Source organism: Streptosporangium sp. NPDC051023, from assembly GCF_040689595.1.
Classification (GTDB): domain Bacteria; phylum Actinomycetota; class Actinomycetes; order Streptosporangiales; family Streptosporangiaceae; genus Streptosporangium.
The window spans coordinates 73,815-100,231 of the sequence record NZ_JBFBCE010000005.1 but is presented as its reverse complement, the minus strand read 5'-3'; the positions used below and the strand labels follow the sequence as shown (position 1 = coordinate 100,231).

The following is a 26,417-nucleotide window of genomic DNA, read 5'->3' as shown; positions in this document are numbered from 1 at the left end:
CCCGGCCTCGGGAGTCAGAGGTACGGCGGCGCGGACCGGGGAAGGTCGCGCCGCCGTACCGGCTTCAGGGGGTGAACCGGAAACCCGGCACTGGGGTCAGGCGTCCGTGCTGGTGGTGATGGTGGGGGTCACGTTGATGGCGCGGCGGAAGTTGTTGAGGTTCGGTGAGGCGAGCAGAGCGGCGTCGATGACGGCGCGGACGTCGCTGTCGGCCGCGGGGCTGGTGACGTCGATGCGCATGTCGACCACGTCGTAGCCGGGATTGACCCCGGGGTCGAGGCCGAGGAAGCCGCGGAGGTCCAGGGTGCCGTTGGTGCGGATCCGCAGCGCGCTCAGGGTGACGCCGTGCAGGGCGGCGGTGGCGGCGATGCCGACGGTCACGCAGGCGTTGAGGGCGGCCAGCAGCAGCTCCTGCGGGTTGGGGGCGGTGTCGTCACCGAGCAGGCTGGGCGGCTCGTCGGCGTCGATGGTGAACCGCCGGGCGTGCTCCTGTCCGCCGAGGCGCAAGGAGCCGACCTGGGCGCGACTGCGGGTGCCGCCCTGCCAGTGGGTGTCGACGGCGAAGCGGGCTTCACCGGCTTTCGGGTCGGCGGTGACGGCGGTGGCGAAGTCGGTCAGGGCGGTGGTGTCGATGCCGTTCATGAGGGACCCCTGGGTGGGATGGTCGGCGATGGTCACTGGTTACGTCCGGCCATGACGCCGCCGTCGACGTCCCAGATCGCGCCGGTGACCCAGCCGGCCTGCTCGGAGAGCAGGAACGTGATGACGGCCGCCACGTCGTCGGTGGTGCCGATCCGCCCGATGGGGTGGAAGCCGTTGAATCCGGCCAGGACCGCATCGACCTCGGCGGGCGGGATGAACCCCTGGTAGATCGGGGTGGCCACCACGGCCGGGGAGACGGCGTTGACCCGGATGCGGTGGCCGGCGAGTTCCAGGGCCAGGTGCTGGGTCATGGCGTGCAGGCCGGCCTTGGCCATCGAGTAGGCCGACGACGGGGTGGCGGCGATGGCCTGCCGGGCCCACATGCTGCCGATGTTGACGATGGCGCCACCGCGCCCGCCGGTGACCATCCCTTGGGCCACGGTCTGGGTGAGCAGGAACATGGCCTTGTTCAGGTCCAGGTAGCCGTCGTAGTCGGCGGCGGTGTGTTCGAGGAACGGCAGCGGCTTGAACACCCCGGCGGCGTTGACCAGCAGGGTCGCGTCGGCGTGCTCATCGGCCAGCCGGGCCTGTACCTGCGCCACCGCGGCCGGGTCACGCAGATCCGCGGCGATGCCCCATGCCTTGCCGGTCGCCGACAGTTCGGCCACGGTCTTGTCGACCTGCTCGCGGCGGTGTCCGACGATGACCGCGCTGCCGCCCGCGGCGACGACGTCGGCGGCTACCTGCCGACCCATGCCGCTGCTGCCGCCGATCACCACGAGCTTGCGGTCGGTGAAGTTCTGCGCCATATTCTTCTCCCTCATTATCTACCTACTAGTTGGATGGTTGCTTGGGCATGCGAAAACCCCCCTCGGGGGCGTTCAGAGCAGGGTGTCGAGCATCGTGGCAGCCACGCTCAGCACGACATCCTCCCCCGGGTCGGCGACAGCGGCATCGTCCACCGTGGGTGCGCCGGCCCGGGCCAACAGCAGCGCACCCTCCAGCGCGGCCAGGAATGCCTGCGCCGCGCCGCGCGCCCGCGCGGCGGGCAGGCCCGCCTCGAGGAACGCCGCCGCCACCCACCGTCGCTGATCGTCGAAGAACGCGGCGACGGCCCGCCGCACACCGGGCGGCAGGCTCGCCGCATCGGCGGCGAACACACCGCACAGGCACATCCGCCCGCCCTCGGCGAACACCTGCGCGTACAGGCCCGCATAGCCCGCCAGTCGCTCCCGTGCCCCCGTCGCGGCGTCGTCGACCTCCTGGCGGGCGACGGCGAACCGCTCCCGGTACCGGGCGATCAGCGCCTCCGCGAGCTGCGCCTTGCTGGGGAAATGGTGATGGATGCTCGGCTTGGTAATGGCCAGCTCCGCGCTGATGTCCGCATAGGAGAAGCCGTTGTACCCACGCACCTGCGCCAGCGCCTGAGCGCTGTCGAGGATGCGTTCCGCCGTGCTTGCCATGCCGCATTTCTACCTTCTAGTTGGTAGGCTGTCAATCAGCGGACTCACTCCATGAGGTACGGCGGCGCGGGCCGGGGAAGATCGCGCCGCCGTACCGACTCATGGTGTGGTGGCCACTTGCCTTCGCCGTGCCCGTGACGTGCCGGGCACCGGTACGGCGAGCGGGGAGGCGGGGTGGATCGGCGCCGATGAGCGGTGCTCGACCCGGTGAACGTTCTCGGTCACCGCGACAGAGGTCCTGGCGGTAACCCCGGTCATCGCGCTCGTCGGGTCAGCAGTGCCGTCCAGAACGCGCGGGCCCCGCCGACCGGACGGCGCGGGGTCTCACGCACGGTGCCATCGGTCTCCAACCGGGCGGTTCGCCGGAGGAACGCCTGTTCCCCGCCCTCGCACAGCCCGTACACCGCCGCACGACATCCCAGCGGCGATCAACTCTCCCGGCCGGCCAGCAGGGGCACGATCTTTGGGCGGGACTCAAGGTCCAGTAGCTATGAGTGCTCACCCGCTGGCGGCTGTCAGGCCCGAGTCTGCCGGAGTGGCTGGACTCGTTAAGAGTGATTAGTAGCTGTGTGAGTAATCACGATTGCGGTTCGTGATCGTCACGGAGGGGTGAATGCGGCTGGCAAGTCCGGGTTCTGCTTGATCGTGTCCGTGTCGGAGACGGTCGGGTGGAGAGCGGGGTCGGATGTGTCGGGAGTGGGAGCCGGAAGAGCTGATCGCGGCGTGGACGCTACTGGACGGCGACTGGGAACTGGTGGGGAACAAGACGGGGGCGACCCGTCTGGGCTTCAGCTTGTTGCTGAAGTTCTTCGAGCAGGAGGGCCGGTTCCCGCGGCATGCGGGCGAGGTGCCCAAGGGCGCTGTCGACTACGTGGCCGGGCAGGTGAAGGTCGAACCGGAGTTGTTCGGGCAGTACCGGTGGTCGGGGTCGACGATCGAGTATCACCGGGCGCAGGTGCGAGAAGCCCTGGGGTTTCGGGAGTCGACCCGGGCGGATGAGGATGTGCTGGCTGGGCCTGGAGACGCTGCTGGAGGAGATCGTCAAGCTCCGGCGGGCGAAGACACTCGGGCTGTCGGCGGACCCGTTCGGGGGGTGCTCGGATCGGCTGGTGTCCTCCTGGCGGGCGCGAGCGATGGCCTCGCATCCGTCGGACTTCGCGGCGAACCAGCCACCGGTCCGCCTGACCTTGATGGCCGCGCTGGCGTGGTCGCGGACGACAGAGATCACCGACGCACTGGTTGATCTGTTCATCGACCTGGTGTCGAAGATCAACACTCGGGCGGAGCGGAAGGTTGAGCGGGCGATTGAGGCCGAGGCCAAGAAGGTGCACCGCAAGACCGAGAAGCTGTTCTCGATAGCCGAGGCCTCGCTGCGGGCCCCGGAGGGCATGGTCCGGCAGGTGGTCTTCCCCGCGGTGCCAGGCGGCGAGGCGACGCTGAAGGCGCTGGTGGCCGAGGCCAAGGCGAACGCCCGGGCCTACAAAGCCCGGGTGCGGACCGTACCGACCAGCTCGTACACGAGCTACTACCGGCGGATGCCGCCCAAGCTGCTGGCCGCGATCGAGTTCAAGTGCAACAACACCGCCTACCGGCCGGTGATGGACGCCCCGGACCTGCTGCAGCGCTACGCCGACATCCCCAACACGACCCGCCACTACGCCGCCTCGGAGAACGTCCCGATCGCGGGGGTGGTGCCGGACGGCTGGCTGGAAGCGGTGGTCGACGAGAACGGGGTGATCGAGCGGGCCTCCTACGAGCTGTGCGTGATCGTGTCGCTGAAGGATGCGCTGCGCCGCCGCGAGATCTACGTTGCCGGCGCCCGCCGCTGGCGCAACCCCGAGGAGGACCTGCCCGCCGACTTCGGGGATAACCAGGACGTCCACTACGAGAACCTGCGCCAGCCGCTGGACAGCGCGGTGTTCATCGCCACGCTGAAGGAGGCGATGCGCGCCTCGATGGCAGCCTGCAGTCAGGCAGTCAGCAGGAACAAGTCCGGCGGCACGAAGGTGAAGACGCACCGCGGCGAGCCGCGCTGGCACATCCCCGACCTGGGCAGGCTGAAGGTCCCGGAGAACTTGAGGGCGCTGCACACCGAGGTCGCCGCCCGCTGGGGGATCATCGACCTGCTGGACTTCCTGAAGGAATCAGACTTCGTCACCGACTTCACCGACGCCTTCACCACGGTCGCGACCAGGGAGGCGACTGCGCGCGAGGTGATCCGCAAACGCCTGCTGCTGCTCCTGTACGCGCTCGGCACGAACGTGGGGATCAAACGCGTCGCCGACGGCGGCCGCCACGGCGGGAGCGAGGCCGCGCTGCGCACCACCCGGCACCTGTTCGTCAACCGAGACAACCTGCGCAGTGCGATCGCGACCCTGGTCAACGCCACCTTGAAGATGCGGGATCCGCTGTGGTGGGGCAACGGCACCGCGTGCGCGTCGGACTCCAAGGAGTTCGGGTCGTGGTCGTCGAACCTGATGACCGAGTATCACGCCCGGTATGGCGGCCCCGGCGTCATGATCTACTGGCACGTGGACCGCAAGTCGGTGTGCGTCTACTCCCAGCTGCGAACCTGCAACGCCTCCGAGGTCGCCGCGATGACGGAGGGCGTGCTGCGGCACTGCACCGACGCCACCATCGACCGCCAGTACACCGACAGTCATGGCCAGTCCCTGGTCGGGTTCGCCTTCTCCTACCTGCTGGGATTCAAGCTGCTGCCGCGGATGAAGCGGATCGCCCACCAGAAGCTGGTCAAGGCCGATGCCGACGACCAGGTCCCGTCCAGCCTGAGCGGCATGGTGGCCGACAAGCCGATCGACTGGAAGATCATCGCCCAGCAGTACGACCAGATGGTCAAGTACGCCACCGCCTTGCGGCTGGGGACGGCCGAGGCCGAGCAGGTGCTGCGCCGCTTCACCCGCGGCGGTCCCAAGCACCCCACCTACAAGGCCATCGAGGAACTCGGCAAGGCGGTCAAGAGCATCTTCGTCGCCGAGTACGTCGCCTCACAAGATCTGCGCCGGGAGATCCACGAGGGGCTGCAGGTCGTGGAGAACTGGAACTCGGCCAACACGGACCTGTTCTACGGCAGCGCCGGCACCCTGCCCGGCAGCGACAAGGAGCACCAGGAAGTCTCCATGCTCAGCCTGCACCTGCTGCAGTCCGCGCTGGTGTTCATCAACACCCTGCTGGTTCAGTCCGTCCTGAAGCACCCCGCCTGGCAGCAGAAGATGACCGACGCCGACAAGCGCGGCCTCTCACCCTTGTTCTGGTCCAACGCCAACCTCTACGGCCGGATCGACATCGATATGGACCGCCGCCTCGACCTCGGCTTGGCCGCCTGAGATCCGCCGGGACCCGTCTATGACGCCTGCACATGAGCCCGTCTTTGGTGGGTGCTCGAAGAGCTCGCCGTCAGGCCGCCTTATCCGTGGTGACGGAGGGCGCAAGGGGTTCGTTCACGGTCTTCCGCTTCCAGATCGATGCTCCGGCGCAGATGAGGCCGATCAGAAACGGGTGGACGGCGCCGCGTTCTATGAGGCCGATGATGCCGATGGGGGTGTCGCCCGCAGTAAAGATCATCGCGAGGTAGAGCACCATCGAAAGCAGACCGATCACGCCGACCGTGATCAGTGCTCGCCCCATTCGCGGAGAGATGCCGATGCGCCGCCACCTGCGTCCGAGCACGATGGCCAGCGCGTTCCCACCGGCGAAGCCGGCGAAGGCTCCCATGCTGTGGTATTCGCCGGTGCCGTTGTTGAGTGCCTCGCCAGATCCGGGAAACAGCGCGAGCAGGACGGCGCCGACGGCCAGCAGCGTCGCGGGGGCGAGCATGGCCCAACGGCGGCCGTCCGACAGATCGCGCAGCGTGGCCACTCCGGCCAGGATCGTGATCCCGAAGAGGAGGAATCCGGCGTTCATTACCCAGGCCAGGGGCGAGTACATGTACTGCCCGAACAGAGTCGAGGGCCCGTAGACTCCGAGGTTGCTGATGAAGTGGTGCGTGTAGCTGTAGGCGGGGTCGGTCCACGCTGCGGCAGCGATGAACTCCCCGAGCAGGAAGATCGCCGGCCCGGCGATGAGCAACGCTCCCGCCACTCGGCGCTGCGCAGGCAGGCGCACGTGGGAGGCAGGCATCTCGCGACTTTTAGACCTCGAGTCAACTGCTTCGGACATGGTCGGTGTCCCTTTCTGGTAGCCGGGGTTGGCGGGAGGACCGCCGGAGATTGACGCGGCTCGCCTGTGCCTGCGACTCCCGATCGGCGGCGGCGTGCCACCACGCGATTTTCGGCGCGCCGCGGAGGCCCGAGCGACTGGGCTAAGACCTCATGGCCAGGAGCCTGGTAACCGTCAACGAGCACGCCATGAGCGAGAACCCTCTCACTTCACTCACTCACTCACTCTATCGAGACTACTTTTACTGTCAATATGCTTAGTGTTCGGGTGTAGAGTATGCGCCATGGTGGATGCAGCGACGGCGGGGCGACGTGAGCGCAAGAAGGCGGCGACGCGGGCGGCGATACTGGAGGCGGCGACGACGCTTTTCCTTGCACGCGGCTTCGATGCGGTGACTGTGCGCGAGATCGCGGATGCGGCCGATGTGTCGCCCAAGACGGTCTTCACACACTTCCCGCACAAGGAGGCGCTTGTCTTCAGTGACGAAGGTGAGCGGCATGAACGCCTGATTGCTGCGGTGAGTGGCCGCATGGCGGGGACCTCGATCTCCGACGCGCTGAAGGCCCACTACCTCTCCGAAATCGCCGCGCTCAAATCCGAGCCGCAGAGCCAGATACTCGCTCTCATGGAGGAGACGCCGGCTCTGGTCGACCACGCGGAGAAGATGTGGTTGCGCCACGAGGATGCCTTGGTCGCGGCGATCACCGAGGAATTCGGGCTGGAGGAGCCAAGCGAAGAGATCCGCTTCTACGTCCGGTTTGCCCTGCAGATTCAGCTCATGGCCATCCGTGAGCCCGATCCAGCGGCGGCCATCGATGCGGGGTTCCACCTTCTCGATAAGGGGTGGGCGCCCTACGAGGAGGCCGGAGGGGGATAAGCGCAGCCGCAAGGAGTCGTGAGCCGCCGACATCCGGGCAGCTGAGGAGGAGAGTCCCTAGACCAAGGCCTCACGTCGCGGCGGCGCCCCGCCCCATCGGGCCCCGCCGCTCCGGCGTCGTGGCCAGGAACGCCGAGGGCCTCTTTCTCCGGGCCGTAGATGCGGCGGATGTTGGCGAGTTGCTGGTCGCCGGGACTAGCCGGATTGACCTTCTCCGGACCTCAAGTGCCCAAAAGGGGCCGATAATCTCGCCCGACGAGCAACGGCGCGAAAGTGGCGACGCGTGTTCATCTAACGGGCGTTTGACGAACATAACAAGGACACCCCGCCGAACCAGGGCCCCGGTGCGCCGTGTCCGGTTCGGGTGTTCGGTTTCCCGTTCATCTTCGGTCGTCCTCTGCTATCGTTCGGATACATCGCACGAGACGTTTGATGAACAGGGTGTGCTTCGTGATGGCGCTCATCGGCCTGGTCCGGGTCAGCACCGACAAGCAGAACACCCAGCGGCAGCACGACGCCCTCGATCCGATCTGCCTGAAGGTCATCGAGGAGAAGGCCAGCGGCAAACTCGCCACTGCGGATCGGCCCGACCTCCTCACCGCGCTGTCCTACATCCGCGAGGGCGACCTGCTAACCGTCCAGGAGGTCGACCGGCTCGGCCGTAACCTCCTGGACGGACTCATCGTCCTCAACGACCTGTTCCAGCAAGGCGTCGGCGTCAAGGTGCTGGAGGGCATCGCGGCCGGGGAGCACACCGAACGCTCCTTCATCCTCGACCTGGCCTTGGCTCTGGCCGAGGACCGGCGCCGCGACATCGTCCGCAAGACCAAGAACGGCCTGGAGACCGCCCGCAAACAAGGCAAAATCGGCGGCCGCCGACCCGTCGTCGACGACAACAAGCGCGCCGCGATCCTCGACCGCCGCCGTCGCGGGGAATCCATCCGCACCATCGCCGCCGGAGTCAAAGTCTCGGTCGGCGTCGTGCACAAAACTCTGGCCGAGGCCAGAGAACAGCAACCATAGCCCTCCCGCCGCTCCGCTGAGCAGGCCGCTCAACTACACAGCGTTACTTTGGGGCTGGGGACGCCTTCGGTTGCGACATGAGGTCGCACGTTGTGAGTGGTCACGAGAAGGGAGGCCCGGCGATGTCGGGACCGTGATCCAGGTCAGTGTCTGAGACCTGTCCCCGCTCTGGCGTGCGCTGCGGGTAACCGTGGGGTGCGGAGCCCAGAGGAAAGCCCAAGGGTGCCCGTTCCGTCCGGGGACCACAGGCGAGGGGAAGGCCGGAAGGGCGAACGACCGTGAATCCTTGCTGATGCCTCGTCATGTCCACACCGCGGGACGGGATGCTGACCGTGGTGAACAGGGGCCGAGCCGTTGGAAGGCGGCGAACGGCGGCCGGGGACCGAACCCGGACCGTGCAGACACCGTCGCCCCCGGGGTACAGAGGACGCCCGATCCCAGCCGTGACTCATGCGTGCGAAACATGGAAACCCCGTCGGGGTCCGCTCTAGATGTGATCAGAGCGGTAGGCCGACCGTGAGGAGAGCTGAACCCCCGGCGGGAACAGGATGCCCAAGAAGCCAAGGCCGGCGGCCGAAAGGCAGCGGGAAACCGGGACGGCAAGGTCGCTTCCTCCAGCGACGGTCTCGGATAACCGGCCGGATACCGGGCACGGTGCCCGAGCCCGAAAGGGCGCTGACGTGGGCAGGTGAGCCTTTGACGACGAAGCACCGACTCCGCTGGAACCGAGGGACAAGTTGGACGCCTCATGGTGAACGGACCCGAGGAACTGCTCTGCCTGGACGCCGAGCGGTGGGAGACCATCGATTGGCGTGCTCAGGAGGAGCAGGTACGGCGGCTGCGGTGCAGGATCTTCAAGGCGGTTCAGGAGGAGGACTGGCCCAAGGCCAGAAGCCTCCAGAAGCTGATGCTGCGGAGCCGGGCCAACACGCTGGTGAGCGTGCGGCAGGTGACGCAGCGCAACGCTGGCCGCAAGACCGCGGTCATCGCCCGGCTCGATCCCATCGTGCGGGGCTGGGCCGCCTACTACCGCAGCATGGTCTCGTCCAAGGTGTTCGCCGCCCTGGACAACTACGTATGGAGGCTCACCTTCAAGTGGGCCAAGTGCGGCCATCCGAACAAGCCGAGGCGCTGGATCGTCGACCGGTACTTCGGCACGTTCAACAAGTTCAGGAACGACTGGTGGGTGTTCGGCGATCAGGAGACCGGCGCCTACCTCACCAAGTTCGCCTGGACCCCCATCGTCCGGCACACGCTCGTCCTGGGTCGGGCATCCCCCGATGACCCTGCCCTGGCTGAGTACTGGGCCAAACGGCGCACTCGGGTCAAGCCTCCGCTTGATCGCTACAGTCTCCGCCTGCTCATCGAACAGGAAGGCTGCTGCTCGCTCTGCGGGGACCACCTGATCGCCGTCGACCAGCCGCCCGAGTCGCCCGAACAATGGGCGCGATGGTGGCTACACGTCGTCCGGCGCGCGATAGCAGCCGACTATCTCACGCACCACGGACGGCCCGGCCCAACCGGCGATGGCCAGACCCGCCTTGTTCACACCTCCTGCCATCGCGGCTACCTCGCCCGACTACGCAGGAGGCCAGCACAGCACACCTGAACCGCCCATCGCGGCTTGCTTGAGCCGTGTGCCGCGACGAGTGGCACGCACGGTTCCGAGGGGGCCCTGGTGCAGCAATGCACCAGGGCTACCCGGCGAGCGGAGGGCCGATACGCCGAGCCGACGGCCCGGGCCATCGCCCGATACCTGAACGACCGCGATGCCTCACACCCCAGACGGGGCACCGCGTCCCGCGACGATCTGGGCGCATCCCGTGGAAGCCTGATCGGCGACGCGGCCCGGCTCGCCGCCCGCTACCTCGAAGACGATCGGCGCGGGAAAGGTGACCGATGACCGGCGGCCCGCCGTACGCGCCGATGGCCGGTGACGAGGGCTCGGAGCTCGTCCGCCATCTGCTGTCCGACTTCCTGATCAAGGGGGTCATCGTGCTGGTCGCCCTGCTTGTCCTCACGATGGGCATGGTGGTCATCTGGAGGACGGTCGGCAGGGGCGGCACCCGCGACCGCGACCGGTAACGCGCCGTTCCCGCGCCGCTCACCGCACTCGTCGCGCGTTCACCGTCGTCGAAGGCCCCATGCTCCCAAGGCTCTCCTGAGGTTCCGCTTCCTGTGGACAGCGGGGGAGCGCACAGGGTCCGAGAGGGGGTGGGCATGGGAAAGGCCTCCCGGGAGTCGGTCGGGAGGCCTTTCGCCGGTTCGATCGGCCTGAGACTAGGACAGGCAGATCACGTAGACGGTGCCGCTGAAGTTCTTGCCGGACACGGTCCAGCCGGTCGGGGCGCCACTGGAGGCGTTGGGAGCGCTCGCGTAGATCTGCCCCGAGCCCGAGTAGCCGCCGGCCTCGCCGCTGTAGCCGCCGCCGGTGGCCTTGCCCGAGGAGCAGGTCACGGTCTTGGAGCCGCCGTGACCGCCGAAGTCGAACGAGGCGGTGTAGGTGTTGAGGGTGCCGCCGCCGCCACCGGAACCGGGCTCACCCTTGGGGCCCTGCGGGCCCGCCGGACCCGCGGGGCCCTGGGGACCCGTGGCGCCCTTCTCACCCTGCTTGCCGGGCGCGCCGTCCTCGCCGTCCTTGCCCGGCTTGCCGTCCTGACCCTTGAGGCCCTGGGGGCCCTGCGGACCGGCCGGACCGGTGGCGCCGGTGGCGCCCTTCTCGCCGTCCTTGCCCGGCTTGCCGTCCTGGCCGTCCTGACCCTTCGGACCCTGAGGACCGGTGGCGCCGGTGGCGCCGGTGGCGCCCTTCTCGCCGTCCTTGCCCGGCTTGCCGTCCTGGCCATCCTGGCCCTTGGGACCCTGAGGACCGGTCTCGCCCTTCTCGCCCGGCTTACCGTTCTGGCCGTCCTGGCCGTCCTGACCCTTGGGACCCTGCGGACCGGTCTCACCCTTGGGGCCCTGCGGGCCGGCCGGGCCCTGCTTGCCCTGCTCGCCCTTCGGGCCGAGCGGGCCCGCGGGGCCCTGGGCGCCGTCCTTGCCCGGCGCGCCCTGCGGCCCGCGGGGGCCGGGGCCGCTGATGGTCTCGCTACCGCTGCTGGCGCCGTCACCCCAGGTCACCCGGACCTCGGTCGGCTTGCACACCGTCGTCGGGTTCACGATGCGCGCGTAACGCGTCTTCTTGTTCACACAAGCGTGAATCTCGGAACCCGCCGTCGCGGCGACGGCGCTGCCGCCCACCGTGAGCATCGTTCCGGCCAGAACTCCGATGGCCATGACACTGAGAGTGCGGGCGCCCGGCACCTTGAAAGCCACAGGGCTTCCTTTCTGCGACACCAGTTCCTGGTGTTATGGGAGAGGTACAGGTAGTACACGCTTCAACCGTTCCAACCGTTGTCATATGAAACATCACGTTTCGGCCTCGGAACGCTGTGCGTGGACCGCCTGACCGCATCGGCCGCGTGCGGGATAATCGGTCCCGTTCGGGGGAACCCCGCCCGTTGGGTGTGGGCGGATGCGTCGCGGAGCCCTGCGGGGTTCCCAGGACACGGAGGCCGCCGTGCCGAGGAACGACCCGAGGACCGCGCAGACCGAGGACCACGAGGAGGACAGGCGGCGGCAGGGGAACCACTCCCCCGCCGACGAGGGCCTCGTGGCGCGGCAGCCGTACCTCCCGCCCGCGACCCAGCCGATCCGCGCGCTGGTCTGGGCGATCCACCTGGTGTTGCCGGTGATCGGGCTCTGGCTGCTGCTGGCCACGCCCGACCTGAACGTCAAATGGCAGGACAACATCAGCCACTTCTGGCTGATCCTCGCCGTGGCCGGGGTCAACGTGGTCCTCGGCACCATGATCGGCCAGGCGTCCGCCAGGCGTGCCGACGCCCGGTTGCTGCTGGTCTCGCTGGTCTTCCTGAGCACCGCCGGGTTCTTCCTGATCCACGGCCTGACCACGCCGAAGGTCATCGTCCAAGGGCCGAACTACGGGTTCGAGCTGTCCCAGCCGGTCGGCCTGCTCGTCGCCTCGGTCTTCGCGTTCGTCTCCGCGCTGCCGCTGGGCGAGCGGGCGGCCCGCGCCGTACTGGGGGCACAGGCCTGGCTGCGCGGCGGGCTCGTCCTGCTGCTCCTGGGCTGGACCGCCGCCTCGCTGCTGCCGGACCTCACCCCGCTGAGCGCCCGGCCTCCCGAGCACGGGGCCGGGCTCGGCGGCCTTGAGCTGCTCGGGGTCGCGCTGTACGCGGTGGCGACGGCGTTGATGTTCCAGCTGCACCGCAGGCGTCCGGCGGCCATGCTGATCAGCCTGGTCACCGCGTACGCGCTCCTGGCCGAGGCGACGGCCGCCGGGATGTCCCACCTGAACTGGCACCTGTCGTGGTGGCTGTGGCACGTGCTGCTGACCCTGGCCTTCCTGTTCGTCGCCTACAGCGCCCACCTGCAGTTCAGGCGCGAGGGGTCGAGCGCGGGCCTGTTCGACGCGGTGGCGCTGGCGGCGACCGTCCAGCGGATCAGGGACGAGTACGAGGACGCGCTCGAAGAACTCGTCGGCCACCTGCGCCGCAGGGCGGACAGCAGGGTCCCGGTCGCGACCAGGCTCGCGGGCAAGTTCGGGCTCACCGAGGGACAGGCGGCGGTGCTCGACCGGGCGGGCGAGGCGCTGGCCGACGAGCGGGAGGTCTCCGAGCGGCTGGCCGCGCTGGTCGAGCTGGGCAACCGGGCCCGTGTCGGCCTGCCGGAGCGGGAACTGCTCACCCAGGGCCTGGAGCGGGTACGGCGGGCCTACGGGGACGTGCGCGTCGCCCTGGTCTCCGACGGGCGGATCACCCTGGGCTCCGGCGAGTACGGCGCGCGCGACTTCTCCGGCGACGGCCCCGTACGGCTCGGCGCAACGGTCGTCCACCCGCTGACCGTGAAGGGGCGGCTCGCGGGCGCGCTCGAAGTGCCGGTCGGCAGGACCAGGCAGGACGAGGCGCTCGCCGCCACGCTGGCGAGCCAGCTGTCCATCTCCCTGGAGAACGCCAGGCTCTACCGGGAGCTGTCGACCCTGTTCCGGCAGTACATGTCCCCCGACGTGGCCAACGCGCTGCTGGCCGACCCCAGGACGGCCGCGCTCGGCGGCGAGCTGGTCGAGCTGACCGCGCTCTTCGCCGACCTGAAGGGGTTCACGAGCTTCTCCGAGCGGGCGACGCCGGGGGAGATCGTCGAGATGCTGAACCGCTACCACTCGGCGGCCGTCCCCCTCGTGCTCGGCAACGGCGGCACGATCGTGCAGTTCGTCGGCGACGCGCTGCTGGCGCTGTTCAACGCCCCCGCCCGGCAGGCCGACCACGCGACGGCGGCGGCCAGGGCGGCCCTGGCCATGCAGGAGGCGGCCGAGCGGATCGCGGGCGGGACGCCGGGCTACCCCCGGTTCAGGATCGGGATCAACACCGGGCTCGCGCTGGTCGGCAACATCGGCAGCCCGGAGCTACGCGGGTTCAACGCGATGGGCGACTGCGTGAACGTGGCCGCCCGCCTGGAGGGGATCGCCGAGCCCGGCACCGTCGTGATCGGCCAGAGCACCCTCGACCAGATCGGCCCCGGCGCCCTGGTCCGCCCGCTGGGCGGCCTTTCCCTCAAGGGCAAACAACAGCCCGTCCACGCCTACGTCCTGACCCGCCTGCCGTAGGCCGCGAAGCCGTACCGGCATAGAAGCCGTACCGGCATAATCGACAACGCCACACCGCCAGGAGGTGCCATGAGTTCCGCTCCCGAGCCGGGCGAGTTCGTCACCCTGCTCACGGCAGAGGAGGTCGCCGCCCTGCACGCGGCCGGCAGGCCCAGGAGGTGGGACAGGGGCGCGACGCTGTGCACCGAGGGCGAGGTCTCCGACTGGGTGCTGCTGCTGACCTCGGGACGCGTCAAGGTCTCCTCGCACGCCGCGAACGGCACCGAGGTGATCCTCGCGGTGCGTGGCCCGGGGGCGCTGCTCGGTGAGTTCGCCGCCATCGACGGCCTGCCGCGCTCGGCCACGGTCACCGCGCTGGAGCCGGTCGAGGGCGTCACGGTCAACGACTTCCCCGGCTACCTCCGGGAGCACGGCCGGGTGGCGGTCCTGCTGATGCAGACGCTGATCGGCAAGATGCGCGACGCCGACCGCAAGCGGATCGAGTACGGCGCGTTCGACACCACGGGCCGGGTCGCGACCCGGCTGATCGAGCTGGCGGAGCGATACGGCGAGCCGGTCAACGGCGGGGTCAGGGTGAGCCTGCCGCTCTCCCAGGACGAGCTGGCCGGGTGGACCGGCGCCTCCCGCGAGGCGGTCAGCAAGTCGCTGCGCTCGCTGCGGGACCGGGGCCTGATCGAGACGGGCCGCCGCCGCGTGACCATCCACGACATGGAGGGCCTGCGCAAACGCGCCCGCTGACCTCCGTCTCGATCGTCGCGACCGGGAGCACGTTCTCCAGAGCCTTGTCCCCCGAGTGCCCGGATCGCTTCCGGCCGTCGACCGAGGGGCTCCCGGCGAGGGCCCGCGGATGTCACAACTTTTGGTCAGAGGAGTGCAACCCATGGGCGTACCGGTGTCGGCGGCGCCTTCCTAGCGTGTCGACCATGCGATCGACATCAGGGAAGAAACGACCGACCGCCATGACGGAACATGCGAGGCGCCTGCTGTTCGGGGGCATCGCGTCGGGGGTGTTGTTCGCGGTGGCCGCATGCGGGGAAGGCGGGGCCGCGAGCGTCCGGCAGGCCGCCGACAACGGCCCTCGCGTCACGCTTGACGGCGGCGGCGTCAGGGGCGTCGACGACGGCGAGGTCCTGCGCTTCCGCGGCATCCCGTACGGCCTGCCGCCCGTCGGCGAGTTGCGCTGGCAGCCACCGCAGCCCGTACGGAAGTGGACAGAGGTCAAAGACGCTACGAAATCAGGCCCCTTGTGCGCGCAGCCTGACATCGTGGATCCGACCAAGCTCGTCGGAGCAGAGGATTGCCTGACCGTCGACGTCACCGTGCCCAAGAAGGTCACCGCGCCCAGGAAACCGGTGATGGTGTGGCTTCACGGAGGTGGGTTCACCGCAGGCGCCGGGCATGATTACGATCCACGGCGGCTGGCCGCCGAGGGCGACGTGATCGTGGTCACGGTCGAGTTCCGGCTCGGCGCCTTCGGCTACCTGTCCCTGCCGGGAATGACCAATGGCGGTACCTTCGGCCTGCAGGACCAGCAGGCGGCGCTGCGCTGGGTGCGGCGCAACGCGCAAGCGTTCGGTGGAGATCCAGACAATGTGACGTTGTTCGGCGAATCCGGCGGTGGCATCGCGGTGTGCGGGCAACTGACCTCGCCCGGCGGCAAGGGGCTGTTCGCCAAGGTGATCATGCAGAGCGGTTCGTGCGGAACCGCGTTGTTGCCGAACGCGGCCGGGCCGGGCTCACCCGCGGTGCCTTTCTGGCGTTCCCTGAAGGAGGGCCACGCCGCCTCCCGCACGGGAGCCGCCCAGGTGGGCTGCCCGGATGAGGCGAAGGCCTTGGCCTGCCTGCGCGCCCGCTCCGCCGCCGAGCTGCTGGGCCTGACCGGGTACACCGCCGCGGCGACGTACGGAGGGCGCACTCTGCCTGTCGCCCCGCCCAAGGCGCTGCAAAGCGGTGCCTTCCATCGGGTTCCGGTGATGTCGGGGCACACCCGGGACGAGGCGCTGGCTTTCGCCAGCCTGTTCACCTTCCTGGGCCAGCCGATCACGGATCAGAACCTGCGTGCCTTCTTCGTCCAAGGGTTCGGCGACAAGGCCGACGAGGTGGCGCGCAGGTATCGCCGGGCGGACTACCCGAGCGCGGCGCAGGCGTGGGCCGCTTCCTACACCGACGCCATTTTCGCCTGTCCTCACGTGCGGGCCGATCACGCCCTCGCCCGCCGCACGGAGGTCTACGCCTACGAGTTCGCCGACGCCAGCGCGCCGCCGCTCTTTCCATCCCTGCCCGGCTTTCCCGCCGGGGCCTCGCATGGTGCGGAGCTGCCGTATCTCTTCGAGGTCAAAGACAAACCGATCAGCTACGACGGCAAGCCCATACCGCTGACCGAGGCGCAGAGAGCAGTGGCCGGGGACATGGTCGCCGCCTGGGCCGCGTTCGCCCACAGCGGCCGCCCATCGGCCTGGGAGAAGTCGTGGCCTCGATGGCGGCGGGGGGAAGGGAAGGCCCATCTGTTCACTGAGAAGGCGGGCGGCACGGCCGTCAGCACACCGGCGATCGACCATGCCTGCGGGTTCTGGGACAAGATCGACCTCGACGGGAAAATAACGCTGTGAGATCGGTCGTTCACGGTCGGGCAACGATGTCGTACGGCTTCAAGGCCGCCGCGGCGACGGCCTTCGCCGCGTGCGACGTCGCCCTGTTCATGATCGGTCAGCGCACGACGGGCGCGCTGGGCCCGTCAGCCGGACTGGCCATCAGCTTGATCGTCGACACCTGCCTGATCGTCGTCTCGGCGATCCCTCGAACGGTGGCCGTTTCGGTGCTCGCCACCGCGGCGCTTGTGTCGCTGGGAGAGTCCGTCGCGCCGGGGCTCCTCGCGCCGATGCGCCCACTCACACCGATCACGCTGGCCGCCGGTATCCCGGCGTTGCTGTGGAACCTGGCCACGGCGCTGTCTCGCCGCGAGGCGCTGGCCTTCGCCGCGTTGTTCGCCCTCATGGCCGTTCGCCCGTGGACGCTCAACTGGGTGTGGCTGTACGCGGGCCTTTCCGCCACCGTTCCGCTGCTGCTGAGCCTGTACGTCAAAACGCGGCGCGAGCTGCTGCGCTCCCTGCGGGAGCGGGCCGAGATCGCCGAGCGGGAACGGCACCTGTCGGCCGAACAGGCCAAGCTCGGCGAGCGGCAGCGGTTGGCGGCCGAGATGCACGACATCGTCACCCACCACGTCACCGAGATCGTCCTGCACGCCGGCGCCCTGCGCGTCTCCACCGCCGACGACGGCGTACGTGCCGCCGCCGAGCAGATCCGACAGGCCGGGGAGCGTACGCTGACCGAGCTACGCGACCTGATCGGCATCCTGCGACGGGGCGACGACCGCCCCGTCGAGGCGCCACCCGGCCGTGATGTTCCGCTCTCCGACGGCGTCGGCGAGCTGGTCTCGAGCGCGGGTGCCACGCTGCGCGTCACCGGGGAATCCGGGACGGCGTCTCCCGCCATCGCCCGCGCCGTATACCGTGTCGTTCAGGAGTCGCTGACGAACGCGCGCAAGCACGCGCCTGGAGCGGAAATCGCCGTCGAGATGAGTCACCGGCACGGCTCGGTGCGCGTCACCGTGGAAAACACCCGGCCCGACGGCCCGCCCGACCCCTCTCTGACCGCCAGCGGGTCGGCCGTCGGCCTGGAGGGGCTCAGGCGGCGGGTGGGGCTGCTCGGCGGCACCTTCACCGCGGGAGCGACTGCCCGTGGTGGATTCCGGGTCTCGGCGGAGCTCCCCGAGGCCGTGCCCACACGTGGGGAGCGGGACACCGAATGATCAAGGTGCTACTGGTCGACGACGATCCCATGGTCCGCAGCCACCTGCGGACGATCCTCGCGACGAGCCCTGACGTGAACGTGGTCGGCGAGGCCGAGGACGGTGCCGAGGCCGTGGAGGCGGTGCTGCGCGGACAGCCCGACGTCGTGCTCATGGACATCAGGATGCCCGGGGTCGACGGGATCACCGCAACCGCCGAGATCTGCGCCATGCGGTCACCGCCGACGGTCGTGGCGCTCACCACGTTCGACTCCGACACCCACGTGCTCAACGCCCTGAAGGCCGGCGCCAGCGGATTCCTGGTGAAGTCCACACCGCCCGAGGACCTGCTCAGCCTGATCAAGGTGGCAGCCGACGGACACACCGTGCTGTCCGCGACGGCGGCCAGACGGCTGATCGCCTCCTCGGACCGGGCAAGCGGCCATCAGCGGGCGGCACAACGGAAGGTCGCCGCACTCAGCGAACGGGAGCGGCAGGTGCTGGCCTGCCTGGGCCAAGGACTGACCAACAGCGAGATCGCCGGAAGGCTGTTCCTGTCCGAGACGACCGTCAAGAGCTACATCTCCCGCCTGCTGGACAAACTCGACCTGCCCAACCGCACGCAGGCGAGCTTGCTCGCCCACGAGGCGGGGCTGGGGGACGACGTCTGCTGACGCCGGAGCGGCCGTGGTCGTCAGCCCCAGGGTCCCACCTGGTGAACCTGCTTCCCCGCCGAAAACGGGAGTAGGTCAAACTGGGATATATGGTCGCCATTCCCCAGGACGTGCCAGGTTCCCTCGAATACACCTCAAAACTCCGTTACGCCTGGCGCGTCTGCTCGGTGACCAGCCTCGGGATGCTGCTCATCGGCATCTCGGGAAGCACGCTCAACGTGGCGCTGCCCGAGGTGGTCAGGCACTTCCACGCGGACGCGTTCGCCTCGGGATGGATCCTGCTGGCGTTCCTGCTCGTCAACACCGCGACCCTGGTGTTCTTCGGCCGGGTGGCCGACCTGCTCGGGCGCAGGGAGGTCTACCTGACGGGATTCGCCCTCTTCGCGGTCGCGTCGCTGTTGGCGGGCCTGTCGCCGAACGTCTGGTTCCTCATCGCGATGCGGGTGCTCCAGGCCATCGGATCGGCGATGATCCTGGCCAACGGGACCGTGATCATCACGGACGCCTTCCCGCCCGACCGGCTCAGCCAGGGCATGGGCGTCTACATCGGCACCCTCTCCGTCGCCCAGCTCACCGGCCCCACGCTGGGCGGCCTCGTCGCGCAGGCGGCGGGCTGGCAGTGGATCTTCTGGGTGAACGTGCCTCCCGCGCTGGTCGCCGCCGTCTGGGGGGCGTTCATCCTGCGTGGGATGCCGCGCGGACCCCGTGAGCCGGTGGACGTGCTCGGCAACCTGCTCGTTTTCGCCGTGATGTCGGCCGCGCTCGTCGCGCTGTCCGAAGCAGGGTCCCGGGGCCTGTCCAGTCCCGTCGTGATCGCGGGGGCCGCGATCGTCGCGGTCCTGACCCCGATCCTGTTCCTCGTCGAGCGCAGGGTCTCGCATCCGGTGCTCGACCTGCGGCTGTTCGGCCAGCGCATGCTGGCCTTCGCCAACACCGCGTCCTTCTGCAACGCGCTGGCCCGCTCCGCGCTGATCCTGCTCGTCGCCCTCTACTTCCAGGCGGCCAGGGGCGTCGACGCCGTCACCGCGGCCCTGAGCGTGCTGCCGCTCCCGATCGGCCTGGGGATCGCCTCGCCGATCGCGGGCGCGCTCGGCCGCCGGGTCTCGCCGTACGCCCTGTCCATCGGGGGGTCGTTGATGAGCACGACGGGGATGGGGGTGCTGATGCTGACCACCGATCCGGCGACGCCGTACTGGATCGTGGGGATCGGGCTCCTGCTGTGCGGCGGCGGCAGCGGCGTCTTCCTGACCGGGAACACCACCCAGGTCATGGCCGCGCTCCCCAGCGGGAGTCTCGGTGTGGTGAACGGCTTCCGGCTGATGGTGATAAACGTCGGGGTCGTGCTCAGCGTCGCCGTCACGCTGAGCGTCCTGACCAGCGCGGTCTCCGCCGAACTCCGCGGCCAGGTCTACGCCGGGACGCTGTCCAGCGTCTCACCGGTGGCCGTCGGGCAGCTCATGGACGGCTTCCAGCGGACGTACGCCGTGCTGTTCGCCGTCGCGCTCGCGGGCGCCCTGGCCGCCGTCCTGGCCCGCCCCACGAGGTCACGCCCCGCCGAGACCGAACTCCACGACGGCGAGCGAGCCGCCTCACGGTAGCGAGCCCTCGGTACGGCACGCCGCCAGCGCCTTGATGCCGCTCATCAGGAGGTCGACCCCGAAGGTGTCGTAGACCTCGGCGGCGGAGCCCTCGGCGAGCGGGGCGGCCATCTCCACGATGTGCGGGTAGGCGTCCTGGGGCAGCGACTGGAAGGTGATCCGCTTGACGCGGGCGGACTCGGCCACCTCCTGCTCCGTCCTGCCCTGTCTGCGGTTCACCGGCCCGGCGGCGAGGGTGGCCGTTCCCCGGAGAAGATATTTGGAGATCAGGCAGCTCTCCTCGGGGGTGAACCCGGCCCGCCGGATCAGGCCGAGGGCGGTGTCCCACACCCGCAGGAAGTTCGGCACCTCCATCTGGTCCACCTCCTCCAGCACGGACGCGGCGCACGGGTGCCGCCGCAGCACACGGATCAGGCCCGTGACGAGCCCGCGGAGCTGCTCGTCCCACGGCCTGGTGTGGTCCTCCGCGACCACGAAGCCGCAGACCAGGTGGTCGGCCATGCCGACGGTCAGCTGCTCCTTGTTCTTGAAGTGCCAGTAGAGCGCCATCGGCGTGACGCCCAGGTCCTGGGCGAGCCGCCTGATGGTCACCGCCTGGAGTCCCTCGGCGTCACCGATCCGCAGCGCCTGTTCGACGACCGCCTCACGAGTCAGTTTTCCCATCACGGTTGACAACTATACGCCGTACACGTTCAACTATGCCGTGTACATGTACGCCGTACAGGTACGACGTATAGGAGTGGAGATGACGGCTGACCGCAGGTGGTGGGCGCTGGGAGCGATCTCGCTCGGGACGTTCATGACCTACCTCGACAACAACGTGGTGAACGTCGCGCTGCCGACGATCCAGCGGGACCTCGGGCTGAGCATCTCGGGGCTGGAATGGATCGTCAGCGGCTACATCCTGGTCTTCGCCGGGCTGATGCTGGTCGGCGGGCGCCTGGCGGACCTGTTCGGGCGACGGCGGATCTTCATGATCGGGCTCGGCGTGTTCACGGCGGCCTCGCTCGCCGCCGGACTTGCCGACAACGGCACGGCCCTGATCGCCGCCAGGGCGGTGCAGGGCGTCGGCGCCGCGCTCCTGACGCCGACCGCGCTCGCCCTCATCAGATCGGTCTTCCCCGACGAGAGGGAGCGTGGGACGGCGATCGGCCTGTGGAGCGCGGTCGGCGCGCTCGCGCTGGCCCTCGGGCCGCTGACCGGCGGGTTCATCAGCGAGAACTGGCGGTGGGGCTGGATCTACCTGATCAACGTGCCCATCGGGCTCGTGACGCTCGGGCTCGGCCTCTGGGCGATCAGGGTGGCTCCGCAGGACCGGGTACGGCGCAGCCTCGACGTCCCCGGCCTGGTCACGTCGAGCCTGACGCTGTTCGCGCTGACCTACGCGCTCATCGAGGGCGAGCGGGCCGGATGGACCTCACCGGAGATCCTGGGCGCGCTGGGACTGGCCGTCGCCGCGGCGCTGGCGTTCACGGTAATCGAGGGCAGGAGCCGGGAGCCCATGATCGACCTGTCGCTGTTCAGGTCGCGGGTGGTCAGCGGGGGCATGCTCTCCATGGGATTGTGGGCGTTCGGCGTGTTCGGGATCTACTTCTTCACCGCGCTCTACCTGCAGAACGTGCTGGGCTTCTCACCTCTTGAGGCCGGGGAGTCGTTCGTGCCGATGGCGCTGCTGATGGCCGTGACCGCCGCCCTCGCCCCCCGGATCAGCCGCCTCCTCGGAACCGCGCGGACCGTGGCGGCCGGACTCCTGCTGATGGCCGGGGCGATCTTCGGGATCTCCTTCGTCGGACAGGGAGGCACGTTCGGGGACCTGCTGCCGTGGTTCCTGGTCTACGGGCTGGGCGGCGGGCTGCTCGTGCCGATCACCACGACCGTCCTGGGCATGCTTCCCGCCGAGCGCGCCGGAATCGCCGCGGGCGTGCTGAACGTCTCGCGGGAGATCTTCGGCCTGCTCGGGATCACGGTCCTCGGGGCGATCCTCAACGGCAGGCAGACGACGATCCTGGCGGGCGGCGCCAGACCGCTGACGGCCTTCCTTGAGGCCTACCAGTCGACCCTCGTGGTCGCGGCGCTCATCGTGCTGGTCGGAGTGCCGGTCAGCCTGTTCTCCCTGCGCCCGTCCCGGGCCGCGCACGAGACGGAAACCGCCCCGGCGGAGCGGACCGCCGTACCGGTGGCGGCCGAGTGAGGAAAGGGCGGTACCGCCCGCGCCCGTCCCCTGGACCCCGCCCAGAGGATTGGCTCGCGCCTACTTCAGGGGAGGGGCGCGGGCGGTACCGAGATCACGGGATCAGGAGCCGACCTTCCTGCCCTGCTTGTGCCAGGTCACCACGACGGCGGGACGGGGCTGGCTGGTGCCGCCGTCGGGCCAGTGGCTGGTCGGCGCCTCGGGGGTCGCCCCGTTGGTCTCGCCCGGGTGCTGGATGGCCGTGAAGACGCTGCGCTGGTCGGGGCTGACCAGGGGGCCGCAGGTCTCCGCGCCGACCGGGACGCTCAGGAACTGCCTCAGGTGGCCGCGCTCGGGACCGCGCACCGGCATGGCGAACAGGCCGTCGTTGGCGCCGAGCTGGTTGCCGTCGGTGGCGATCCAGAGGTTGCCGTCCGCGTCGAAGGCGACGTTGTCCGGGCAGGAGATCGGGGAGACCTTGGTCTTGTCGAACCCGCCGAAGTAGGTCGCGGGGTCGTTCGGGTCACCGCAGACCAGCGGCAGGGACCAGGCGAAGGTCGTGGCACCGGCGTCGTTGCGGAGCTCCGCGATCTCCAGGATGTGACCGTGCTTGTTCGCGGGGCGCGGGTTGGCCTCGTCGACCTGGGCCGGGGTCCGGTTGGTGTTGTTGGTCAGCGCCACGTAGACGCCACCGGTGACCGGGTTGCGCTCCACGTCCTCGGGGCGGTCCATCTTGGTCGCGCCGACCTTGTCCGCCGCGACCCGGGTGTAGACGAGGACCTCCTGCGCGGTCATGCCGGGCACGTGCGAGACGTTGCCGGTGACCAGCGGGATCCACTGCCCGGAGCCGTCGAACTGGCCGTCGGCGGGGAGCTTGCCGCTGCCGTCGATCTCCGCCGCCGGGCTGTCACCGGTGAACTTCGCGACGTACAGGGTGCCCTCGTCCAGCAGCGTCCGGTTGTGGCGGTCGAAGCCGGGGATGTAGCGCTTCTTCGAGACGAACTTGTAGATGTACTCGAAGCGGGAGTCGTCTCCCATGTAGGCCACGACCCTGCCGTCCCTGGCCAGGGTGGTGGTCGCGCCCTCGTGGGCCAGCCTGCCGAGGGCGGTGCGCTTGACCGGGGTCGAGTCGGGGTCGAACGGGTCGATCTCCACGATCCACCCGAACCTGTTGATCTCATTGGGCTGCTTGGCCAGGTCGAAGCGCTCCTCGACCCGGTCGAACCTGCGGTTGCCGCTCGGGATGCCGGTCGTGGGGCTCACGCCGTACCGGGTGAGGAAGGGCTTCTGCGCCTCGGGCACGCCGTTGCCGTTGACGAAGTACTGGTTGAAGTTCTCCTCCCCGCTCAGCACCGTCCCCCACGGGGTCGTACCGCCCGCGCAGTTGTTGAGCGTGCCGACGGGGGTGGTGCCCGCCGGGTCGGCGGGAGTCTTCAGCAGGTCGCTGCCCGCGGCGGGCCCGGTGAACCTCATCGGGGTCTGCGCGGTGATGCGGCGGTTGTAGCGGCGGCGGCCCTGCGTGACCAGCTTCCACTGGCCGGTCCTGCCGACCCGCTCGATCTCGACCACCGAGCCGCCGTGCGCCGCCAGCGCGATCTTGATCTGCTCCTCGGTCGCGGCGTTGCCGTTGGTGTAGCCGCGGAACATCAGGTTCTCGTCGGTGTACTCGTGGTTGACCCAGAGCAGGCCGCGCTGGACGCCCAGCGGGAAGAAGGTGACGAAGTCGTTGTTGTAGCCGAACTGCTTGGCCTGCGCGGCCGCGGTCTGGTTCTCGAAGTCGAACGCGGGGGCGTCGGGCAGCACCGGGTCGCCCCAGCGCACGATGGGCGCCGTCTCGTAGCCCTCGGGGACCGTCACCTTGTCGTCGGTGTTCGGCGGAACGGCGGTGAAGCCGAGCCCGCCCCGGCCTCCGTTGCCTCCGTTGCCGAACCCGAGGGTCTCCGCGGCCTCCTGCCCCTCCGCGCCCGAACCGGCGCCCGGGTCTGCCAGGGCCGGGGCCGCCGTGACGGCCCCGACGCCGATCGCGAGCGCGCCGAGGGCGCCCGCGCGCAGCATGCCGCGGCGCGACACCGCCTCGGCGACCACGTCGCCGAAGTAGGCGTTGTCGCTGGTGTTCGACACGTCGTGCGCACACTGGTTACCGCAGCGGAACTGACAGGTCAGTGCGCTCCGACCGCCCTTGTGAGGGGTCGTGAGCAGCGGGAGCAGTCTGCGCGGTGACAGGTTCGCCACAGGATCCTCCAAAGGGCGTACGGTCGTTTCGGCCGGACGCTACGGGCGCCAGCGGAACCTGAGGTGAACGACGTTTGCCGGTTTGGTGAAGCGTTTGTCGCGATCGTCCTGACTCGGTGGACGGAGTGGTGAAATCCCGGGGACGCGGGGCGGGCATTATGGGGACGTGCCACCTCACAAACCAGACCCCGCCAAGGTCGGCGCGGCGCTGGACGCCCAGCTCATCGCGCTCGACGAACCGGCGTACGACGGTCACGGAGGGCTCGCCGAGCTCCTCGGGGCGTGCGTCGCCGCGGTGCTGCGGGCCTATGACCGCCAGATCCACCCCGAGCGGGAGGTCACCCGGTTCGCCGTACGGCACCTGCTCGACCGGCTGGCCACCTCGGCTCCCGGACGGACCGTCGAGGTGCGGGTCCCGCCGTACGCCGCGGTGCAGTGCGTCGAGGGCCCCCGCCACACCCGGGGCACCCCGCCGAACGTGGTGGAGACCGACGCGCTCACCTGGCTCGAACTGGCCACGGGGCGTCTGACGTGGGCGCAGGCGACGGCTGATGGGAAGATCGCGGCGAGCGGGAGCAGGGCCGACCTGTCCGACTACCTCCCCCTCTGATGCCCCCGCCCGTCGGGCGCCTCCCTCAGGTGACAGCCCCGTCGGATGCCTCCGCTGCCTCCGTCGGATGACACCCCGCCCGCCCATCGCGCGGTGCGATGGGCGGAAACGGCGCCCCGTCCCCCCGGCGGCCTCCTGTTACGGCGTGCTCTGGACCTGCAGGCCGAAGCGGTCCTGGATGCAGCGCTGCTGAAGCTCGGGCGGCAAGTTCATGCAGTCGCCCACCTTGCTGCTGACCCAGCTCAGCAGCGCAACGGCGATGATCAGGGTCAGCGCGCTCAGGATGATGCCCGTCCACGCGCGGCCACGGTTGGACTTCTTGACGAGCGCGGCGATTCCGACGATCAGACCGACGATGGCCGTCAGCACGCCGATGCCGCACACCACGAGCAGGAAGATGCTCACGATGCCCAGCACGAGCGACGCGGTGCCCAGCCCGCCGCCCTGCGGACGCGCGCCCCACGGCCCGCCCGGAGGCGCCGGGTACGGCGCCGGGTAGCCGGGGCCGCCCGGATACCCGGGACCTCCCGGCGAGAGCGGAGCCTGGTACGGCGGGCTCTGCTGGGGCGGGTACGGCTGGGCGCCCGGGTACCCCTGCCCGTACGGAGTGCCCTGCCCGTACGGAGTGCCCTGGCCCTCGGCGGGTTGCTGGGGCGGGGAGGGGGCGGACGGCGGGGTGTACGGCTCCTCTGGCCGGTCGCCGGGACGGTCGGACCAGCCCGGTTGACCTGGCTGGTCCGATTGACCTGGCTGACCCGGCTGACCTGGCCGGTCGGACTGACCTGGCTGGTCGGATTGCCCCGGCTGGCCCGGCTGGTCGGATGGGCTCGCGTGGGCGCCGGTGTACCCCTGGCCCCCATACGGACTGGCACCGGAAATGCCCTCATCGGGCCTGCCGTACTGACCTGACCGGCCGTACTGGCTCGGCTGGCCGTACGCGTCCGGCACCGGGTAGGAGGGCTGCGACGAAGGCGGAGCCCCCTCGGCGGGGGTGACGGGCGCCCCGAACACCGCGGTGGCGTCGGGATCCGCCTGAACGGGCTGGGGAATCTCGGGAGCGGTCGGCACGTCGGGATGGCCCGGCAGCGACGGCTCGCCGGGCGTGGAGATCGGCTCCCCCGGGGGCCTCTCCCCCGGCGGCTCTCCGGGCAGCGGCCTTCCCGGAACCGGCTCTTCCGGTACCGGTTCCTTCGGCCGCGGGGACCAGGGAGCGGGTTCCTCCGGTATCGGCTCCCTGGGTTCCGGGGACCACGGAGCGGGCTCGTCCGGCTCGCCGGGGCCCATCGTCTCCTCGGAGGCGGGAGGTCGCTCCCGGCCTGCTTCCTCCCCTTCGGGCCGCCGGTCCCGCCGCGGATCAGGCTGGTTCGGGTCCTCGGGTGTTGTCACGTCCACTCTCCCGACGTGTAGGCATGCCGGATACCTCACACTCCCCCGGCTCTTTCCCCTGAAACAGGCCGACACGGCAAAACACTGACGATTGTTCGGTAACAGTGCTACAGACTCCGG

Annotated in this window: 21 protein-coding genes and 1 pseudogene; 14 read left to right on the top strand and 8 right to left on the bottom strand. The window is 69.7% G+C overall.

Annotated elements, in window-relative coordinates; all coding sequences use genetic code 11:
• Positions 1–96: 96 nt before the first annotated feature.
• The 3 genes from AB0395_RS05035 to AB0395_RS05025 all read right to left on the bottom strand — a co-directional run bounded on the left by AB0395_RS05035 (position 97) and on the right by AB0395_RS05025 (position 2,105).
• Positions 97–642, bottom strand: a complete 546-nt coding sequence (locus tag AB0395_RS05035; RefSeq protein WP_366277191.1) for an OsmC family protein — start codon at positions 640–642, stop codon at positions 97–99.
• A gap of 32 nt (positions 643–674) precedes the next feature.
• Positions 675–1,451 carry an SDR family oxidoreductase gene (locus tag AB0395_RS05030; RefSeq protein WP_366277189.1) on the bottom strand — a complete coding sequence of 259 codons (777 nt, stop codon included), beginning with the start codon at positions 1,449–1,451 and terminating at the stop codon, positions 675–677.
• A 72-nt stretch (positions 1,452–1,523) separates the two neighbouring features.
• A complete protein-coding gene (locus tag AB0395_RS05025; RefSeq protein WP_366277188.1) occupies positions 1,524–2,105 on the bottom strand; it encodes a TetR/AcrR family transcriptional regulator in 582 nt (193 codons plus the stop codon).
• 685 nt (positions 2,106–2,790) lie between these two features.
• Here AB0395_RS05025 and AB0395_RS05020 point away from each other — a divergent pair.
• Positions 2,791–3,051 (top strand): annotated as a pseudogene (locus AB0395_RS05020) (DUF4158 domain-containing protein); the annotation flags it as partial.
• Positions 3,052–3,100: 49 nt separating this feature from the next.
• Positions 3,101–5,449, top strand: coding sequence for a Tn3 family transposase (locus AB0395_RS05015; RefSeq protein WP_366277187.1), 2,349 nt, complete (start codon positions 3,101–3,103; stop codon positions 5,447–5,449).
• A gap of 70 nt (positions 5,450–5,519) precedes the next feature.
• On the opposite strand, the gene AB0395_RS05010 is transcribed toward AB0395_RS05015, so the two are convergent.
• Positions 5,520–6,242 (bottom strand): DUF998 domain-containing protein, encoded by a 723-nt coding sequence (locus AB0395_RS05010; RefSeq protein ID WP_366277185.1) that lies wholly within the window; start codon positions 6,240–6,242, stop codon positions 5,520–5,522.
• A 322-nt stretch (positions 6,243–6,564) separates the two neighbouring features.
• On the opposite strand from AB0395_RS05010, the gene AB0395_RS05005 reads away from it, so the two are divergent.
• From AB0395_RS05005 to AB0395_RS04990, 4 genes are all read left to right on the top strand, one after another.
• A complete protein-coding gene (locus tag AB0395_RS05005) occupies positions 6,565–7,158 on the top strand; it encodes a helix-turn-helix domain-containing protein (RefSeq protein ID WP_366277184.1) in 594 nt (197 codons plus the stop codon).
• 453 nt (positions 7,159–7,611) lie between these two features.
• A complete protein-coding gene (locus AB0395_RS05000) occupies positions 7,612–8,181 on the top strand; it encodes a recombinase family protein (protein WP_366277337.1) in 570 nt (189 codons plus the stop codon).
• Positions 8,182–8,929: 748 nt separating this feature from the next.
• A complete protein-coding gene (locus AB0395_RS04995; protein ID WP_366277183.1) occupies positions 8,930–9,790 on the top strand; it encodes a reverse transcriptase N-terminal domain-containing protein in 861 nt (286 codons plus the stop codon).
• 290 nt (positions 9,791–10,080) lie between these two features.
• A complete protein-coding gene (locus tag AB0395_RS04990) occupies positions 10,081–10,266 on the top strand; it encodes a hypothetical protein (protein ID WP_366277182.1) in 186 nt (61 codons plus the stop codon).
• A 195-nt stretch (positions 10,267–10,461) separates the two neighbouring features.
• Here AB0395_RS04990 and AB0395_RS04985 read toward each other — a convergent pair whose 3' ends face one another.
• Positions 10,462–11,454 carry a hypothetical protein gene (locus tag AB0395_RS04985; RefSeq protein ID WP_366277180.1) on the bottom strand — a complete coding sequence of 331 codons (993 nt, stop codon included), beginning with the start codon at positions 11,452–11,454 and terminating at the stop codon, positions 10,462–10,464.
• Between the two features lie 238 nt (positions 11,455–11,692).
• Here AB0395_RS04985 and AB0395_RS04980 point away from each other — a divergent pair, with 238 nt between their 5' ends.
• From AB0395_RS04980 to AB0395_RS04955, 6 genes are all read left to right on the top strand, one after another.
• Positions 11,693–13,840, top strand: coding sequence for an adenylate/guanylate cyclase domain-containing protein (locus tag AB0395_RS04980; RefSeq protein WP_366277179.1), 2,148 nt, complete (start codon positions 11,693–11,695; stop codon positions 13,838–13,840).
• 69 nt (positions 13,841–13,909) lie between these two features.
• Positions 13,910–14,578 (top strand): Crp/Fnr family transcriptional regulator, encoded by a 669-nt coding sequence (locus AB0395_RS04975; RefSeq protein ID WP_366277178.1) that lies wholly within the window; start codon positions 13,910–13,912, stop codon positions 14,576–14,578.
• Between the two features lie 221 nt (positions 14,579–14,799).
• Entirely contained in the window at positions 14,800–16,449 is a 1,650-nt protein-coding gene (locus AB0395_RS04970; RefSeq protein ID WP_366277177.1) for a carboxylesterase family protein, read from the top strand.
• Entirely contained in the window at positions 16,446–17,648 is a 1,203-nt protein-coding gene (locus AB0395_RS04965) for a histidine kinase (RefSeq protein WP_366277176.1), read from the top strand. Before AB0395_RS04970 ends, AB0395_RS04965 begins: the two co-directional genes overlap by 4 nt.
• Positions 17,645–18,301: a response regulator transcription factor gene (locus AB0395_RS04960; protein ID WP_366277175.1), complete on the top strand. Its 657-nt coding sequence runs from the start codon at positions 17,645–17,647 to the stop codon at positions 18,299–18,301. The genes AB0395_RS04965 and AB0395_RS04960 overlap by 4 nt, the downstream gene beginning before the upstream one ends.
• An 89-nt stretch (positions 18,302–18,390) precedes the next feature.
• The gene (locus AB0395_RS04955; protein WP_366277174.1) at positions 18,391–19,899 is read left to right on the top strand and encodes an MFS transporter; all 1,509 of its coding nucleotides are present in this window, start codon (positions 18,391–18,393) and stop codon (positions 19,897–19,899) included.
• Here AB0395_RS04955 and AB0395_RS04950 read toward each other — a convergent pair.
• On the bottom strand, positions 19,891–20,562 hold the full coding sequence (locus tag AB0395_RS04950) for a TetR family transcriptional regulator (RefSeq protein ID WP_366277335.1): 672 nt from the start codon (positions 20,560–20,562) through the stop codon (positions 19,891–19,893). The genes AB0395_RS04955 and AB0395_RS04950 overlap by 9 nt on opposite strands.
• A gap of 82 nt (positions 20,563–20,644) precedes the next feature.
• On the opposite strand from AB0395_RS04950, the gene AB0395_RS04945 reads away from it, so the two are divergent.
• Positions 20,645–22,090 carry an MFS transporter gene (locus AB0395_RS04945; RefSeq protein WP_366277172.1) on the top strand — a complete coding sequence of 482 codons (1,446 nt, stop codon included), beginning with the start codon at positions 20,645–20,647 and terminating at the stop codon, positions 22,088–22,090.
• A gap of 102 nt (positions 22,091–22,192) precedes the next feature.
• On the opposite strand, the gene AB0395_RS04940 is transcribed toward AB0395_RS04945, so the two are convergent.
• Positions 22,193–24,301, bottom strand: a complete 2,109-nt coding sequence (locus AB0395_RS04940) for a PhoX family phosphatase (RefSeq protein ID WP_366277171.1) — start codon at positions 24,299–24,301, stop codon at positions 22,193–22,195.
• A gap of 166 nt (positions 24,302–24,467) precedes the next feature.
• On the opposite strand from AB0395_RS04940, the gene AB0395_RS04935 reads away from it, so the two are divergent.
• Positions 24,468–24,911: a sterol carrier family protein gene (locus AB0395_RS04935; RefSeq protein WP_366277169.1), complete on the top strand. Its 444-nt coding sequence runs from the start codon at positions 24,468–24,470 to the stop codon at positions 24,909–24,911.
• Positions 24,912–25,049: 138 nt separating this feature from the next.
• Here AB0395_RS04935 and AB0395_RS04930 read toward each other — a convergent pair whose 3' ends face one another.
• On the bottom strand, positions 25,050–26,297 hold the full coding sequence (locus AB0395_RS04930) for a hypothetical protein (RefSeq protein WP_366277167.1): 1,248 nt from the start codon (positions 26,295–26,297) through the stop codon (positions 25,050–25,052).
• Positions 26,298–26,417 lie beyond the last annotated feature (120 nt).

Bases quoted from the DNA above. Each gene is read 5' to 3' on its own strand.
- AB0395_RS05035 (WP_366277191.1), bottom strand. From the start codon at position 642: ATGAACGGCATCGACACCACCGCCCTGACCGACTTCGCCACCGCCGTC.
- AB0395_RS05030 (WP_366277189.1), bottom strand. From the start codon at position 1,451: ATGGCGCAGAACTTCACCGACCGCAAGCTCGTGGTGATCGGCGGCAGC.
- AB0395_RS05025 (WP_366277188.1), bottom strand. From the start codon at position 2,105: ATGGCAAGCACGGCGGAACGCATCCTCGACAGCGCTCAGGCGCTGGCG.
- AB0395_RS05015 (WP_366277187.1), top strand. From the start codon at position 3,101: ATGAGGATGTGCTGGCTGGGCCTGGAGACGCTGCTGGAGGAGATCGTC.
- AB0395_RS05010 (WP_366277185.1), bottom strand. From the start codon at position 6,242: ATGCCTGCCTCCCACGTGCGCCTGCCTGCGCAGCGCCGAGTGGCGGGA.
- AB0395_RS05005 (WP_366277184.1), top strand. From the start codon at position 6,565: ATGGTGGATGCAGCGACGGCGGGGCGACGTGAGCGCAAGAAGGCGGCG.
- AB0395_RS05000 (WP_366277337.1), top strand. From the start codon at position 7,612: ATGGCGCTCATCGGCCTGGTCCGGGTCAGCACCGACAAGCAGAACACC.
- AB0395_RS04995 (WP_366277183.1), top strand. From the start codon at position 8,930: ATGGTGAACGGACCCGAGGAACTGCTCTGCCTGGACGCCGAGCGGTGG.
- AB0395_RS04990 (WP_366277182.1), top strand. From the start codon at position 10,081: ATGACCGGCGGCCCGCCGTACGCGCCGATGGCCGGTGACGAGGGCTCG.
- AB0395_RS04985 (WP_366277180.1), bottom strand. From the start codon at position 11,454: ATGGCCATCGGAGTTCTGGCCGGAACGATGCTCACGGTGGGCGGCAGC.
- AB0395_RS04980 (WP_366277179.1), top strand. From the start codon at position 11,693: ATGCGTCGCGGAGCCCTGCGGGGTTCCCAGGACACGGAGGCCGCCGTG.
- AB0395_RS04975 (WP_366277178.1), top strand. From the start codon at position 13,910: ATGAGTTCCGCTCCCGAGCCGGGCGAGTTCGTCACCCTGCTCACGGCA.
- AB0395_RS04970 (WP_366277177.1), top strand. From the start codon at position 14,800: ATGACGGAACATGCGAGGCGCCTGCTGTTCGGGGGCATCGCGTCGGGG.
- AB0395_RS04960 (WP_366277175.1), top strand. From the start codon at position 17,645: ATGATCAAGGTGCTACTGGTCGACGACGATCCCATGGTCCGCAGCCAC.
- AB0395_RS04955 (WP_366277174.1), top strand. From the start codon at position 18,391: ATGGTCGCCATTCCCCAGGACGTGCCAGGTTCCCTCGAATACACCTCA.
- AB0395_RS04950 (WP_366277335.1), bottom strand. From the start codon at position 20,562: ATGGGAAAACTGACTCGTGAGGCGGTCGTCGAACAGGCGCTGCGGATC.
- AB0395_RS04945 (WP_366277172.1), top strand. From the start codon at position 20,645: ATGACGGCTGACCGCAGGTGGTGGGCGCTGGGAGCGATCTCGCTCGGG.